The sequence below is a fragment of the Burkholderia sp. AU4i genome, from assembly GCF_000466765.1.
GTDB classification, from domain to species: domain Bacteria; phylum Pseudomonadota; class Gammaproteobacteria; order Burkholderiales; family Burkholderiaceae; genus Burkholderia; species Burkholderia cepacia.
In genome coordinates this window covers 1-2,974 of sequence record NZ_ASSI01000268.1, presented here as the reverse complement: position 1 = coordinate 2,974, position 2,974 = coordinate 1, and the positions used below count along the sequence as shown (strand labels likewise).

Annotated in this window: 4 protein-coding genes; all 4 read right to left on the bottom strand. The window is 69.6% G+C overall.

Going from position 1 to position 2,974, the window contains the following annotated elements:
• A partial coding sequence (locus L810_RS39995) for a phage integrase family protein (protein WP_042978179.1) occupies positions 1-1,332 on the bottom strand: 1,332 nt, incomplete at its 3' end.
• A 3-nt stretch (positions 1,333-1,335) separates the two neighbouring features.
• The gene (locus L810_RS39990) at positions 1,336-1,764 is read right to left on the bottom strand and encodes a hypothetical protein (protein ID WP_042978178.1); all 429 of its coding nucleotides are present in this window, start codon (positions 1,762-1,764) and stop codon (positions 1,336-1,338) included.
• Positions 1,765-1,766: 2 nt separating this feature from the next.
• Positions 1,767-2,015 carry a hypothetical protein gene (locus tag L810_RS39985; RefSeq protein ID WP_042978177.1) on the bottom strand — a complete coding sequence of 83 codons (249 nt, stop codon included), beginning with the start codon at positions 2,013-2,015 and terminating at the stop codon, positions 1,767-1,769.
• A 33-nt stretch (positions 2,016-2,048) separates the two neighbouring features.
• Positions 2,049-2,771, bottom strand: coding sequence for a 3'-5' exonuclease (locus tag L810_RS39980; RefSeq protein ID WP_257009036.1), 723 nt, complete (start codon positions 2,769-2,771; stop codon positions 2,049-2,051).
• Positions 2,772-2,974 lie beyond the last annotated feature (203 nt).

Genomic DNA, 2,974 nt, shown 5'->3' with positions numbered 1-2,974 from the left:
GCCCTTGCCGATCACCTCGAGCAACCAGCTGGCCGGCGTGTCGTCATCCGCCGGCATCCAGACGAGCGCGCCCCGCTTCGCCTCGGCCGCCTCGGCGATCCGTAGGCCGCCATCCCCCATCAGCAGCAGCAGCGCGCGCGCGGCGCGCCAGCGCGGCCCGCTCGGGCCCTCCAGCTCGCTGCGTTCGGTCAGCGTCGCGCGGACGCGCGTCCAGAGGTTGAGCGGTAGCGCTCGCTCGACCTGCAGCTTGCGCACGCGCCGGACGACACTGGGATCCGAGACGGCCGCCCACGGGTTGCCGGCCAGATACCGGACCGCCACCAGCCACGTGAATGCCGCGCGAATCGCGCGCACCGCATAGCGCTGGCTTTCCGGCGCCAGGCCGCCCGGCGAGAACGGCCGCCACTGGCGACTCGTGCGCGCGACCGGCAGCCCCGTGAAGCGTTCGCCCGGCGCAGCGAGAAATGCCTTGTATGCCTCGCAATCCTCAACCCGCATCGACGACAGCGCAACGCCCCGCTCGGCCACGCACCACAACACCAGGCGCTCGAGTTCCTTCTTGTAGACGCGCTGCGTCGCGGGCCGGTCGTCGTATCGATGCAGATACGCGCGCACCGCATCGAGATCGTGCGCCGCGCCGAGATACGCGAACACGGGCGCGCGGTTCGCCCCGTGGGCGCCGGAGAGCTCGACGGGCAGCGCCAGGCGCTCGAGCGGGGCCAGTTGCCCGGCGCCGGCGGTCAAGCTCGTCGACGTCGGCGCCAACGCGTCGCCGGCGTCGACGTCGACCTCGACGGCCGTGCCGATCGACGCCGCGTGCGTGCGCAGCCAGGCGACCAGCACGCGCGCCCGGCCGACACCGATGCGCGGTACCGATCGCCACCACTGGCCGCCGCGGCGGTTCACGAACGCGACGAGCTCGCCGAGCGTGCGGATCCCCTCGCCTTCCAGGCGCGCGGCGATGAGCGGCCGGAACCAGCGGCCTACCGGGTGATCGCCCTGCGGCAGCGCGATCGCCCACTGCCCGGCCACCTGCTCGATCAGCTGCAGCGACACAGGCGTCAGGCGCGGCTCGCCGTATTTCTCGATCGCCGCCTGCAGGTGGGATTTCAATACGGGCGAACCATCGCGCAGCGCGGCCGCGACCAGGTCGTCGCGCATCGTGCGCAGCAGCTGCGCGACGTCGACCGGCTCGTCCGCATCGCGGTCGAAGTACAGCCGCTCGATCGTCTCGATCGGCAGGCCTTTCACGCGCGCGCGCAGCGCCGTGAATTCGGTACGGCTGTAGCTGCGCAACGGCATCTGGGCCAGCTGCTGGGGGCGGTTCGCCATGGTTCAGCCTGCAGGAATGGGGGATACGACCGTGTCGGCCGCGGTGACGCGCTGTAGCCGCTCGAACGCGGCGACATAGCGATGCATCGGTACCGCGGCCAGCCGCTCGTCCAGCCGGGCAAGCACATGCTCGACTGCGGCGCGCTCGACGTCGATCAGCGCGCTCGACTCGCCCTGCGCGGCGCGGTCGGCGCAGTCCTGGAGGGCCGTCTCGGCCCGTCGATAGGGCCCCGGCTCGGTTGAGTCGAGGAAGTACGCGAGGTAGATCGCATTCAAGAGCGTGGCCAGCTGTGCGACGTTGTCGTTCGCGTCGCGCAGTGCGGCCAACGCCACATGATGCTTCAGTTGGATCCGGCGCAGTTCCGCGGCCGGGATGGGCAGCAGCTGCGCCTTGGTCAGCGGCCGGCGGTTACGGGAGGTAGCTTTTCGCATGATCAAGATGGGTGGGAAAGGGAAGCGTCGACCACGGCGGCCAGGCGCACCACATCCGCCTCATAGGTCGGCCGCTCGCCGGCAGCAAATCCCTGCCGGGCAACCTCGCGCCACAGGTTGAACGCGCCACGCGCAATGGCTCGCGCGACGTCTGGCTCCACTGCCGCGCTTCCATACACGGGATTCGACAATGCGCGGTAGTCGCGAATCTGCCACTCGGCGAGTTCCGTGAACTGCAGATACGACATCATGATCGAGGGTCCTATTGCAATGGCCGATCGATTTCAGGGCCGAGCGCCAACGGGTGCTGCGCGCGCCGCGACGAGCACGATCTGGCGGCACTGCTCAGCATCTGCGCAGGCCCGATGAGGGGCCGCGAATGTCCCGGCGCCGAGCATCAGCGCGGAGTCGGCCAGACTGAGCCAGCGACCGGCCCAGCCGTTCAGCAATTCCATCGTGCATTCGACGCGCAGCGCCGGCAACGTCACGCCGTGGGATCGCGATGTCTGGTACAGCAAACGCTCATCGAACGCGCCGTTGTGGGCGATCAACAGTCGGCCCGCGAGCAGCTCGGCCACCTGCGGACCGATCGTGTTCCAGGTGGGCGCGCCGGCGACGTCCGCGTCGGTGATTCCGTGGATCTCCGTCGCAGCCGCAGGTATCGGCATCGCCGGCTTCACGAGCGTGTCGAGCAACACGGCGCCGGCGCGATCGAGAATCGCGATCTCGACGATCGCCGCCTGATGATCCAGACCGGTCGTTTCGGTATCGATGAACAGCGGCTCAGCTGCCAGCCACTCGTTCGCGGTGATGTGGAGGCCGCGCGCCGCTTCGTCCCGCTTCTCGCGGGCGACGTTCGCGAGGCAGGCGTCGCAGCATCCATATCGATCCAGCCATTCGATTTGGGTTCGCGTGCCGCAGATCGTGCATGGCCGGGTACCCGCCAGTGCCCGGCCGGCTGCGAGCGCGGCCGCTTGGGCGGGGCTCGGCGCGCGAGCCGCGCGCATCGGCACCGTCGACGCAGGATCGTAGAGCGCGATCCACGTATGGCCCTGCCAGTAATGCGCAACCGGTGCCTGGCCGCCGGCGAGATTGCGCCGTGCCTGCTTCAGTTCGGTTTTAGTCTGCAGCTCGAGCGGCGCTGCGGCGCGGTTCGGGTAGCGCATCGGGAAGCTCTCAGGGTGTCTTGCAGGTTGTCACTCGGCCGTCG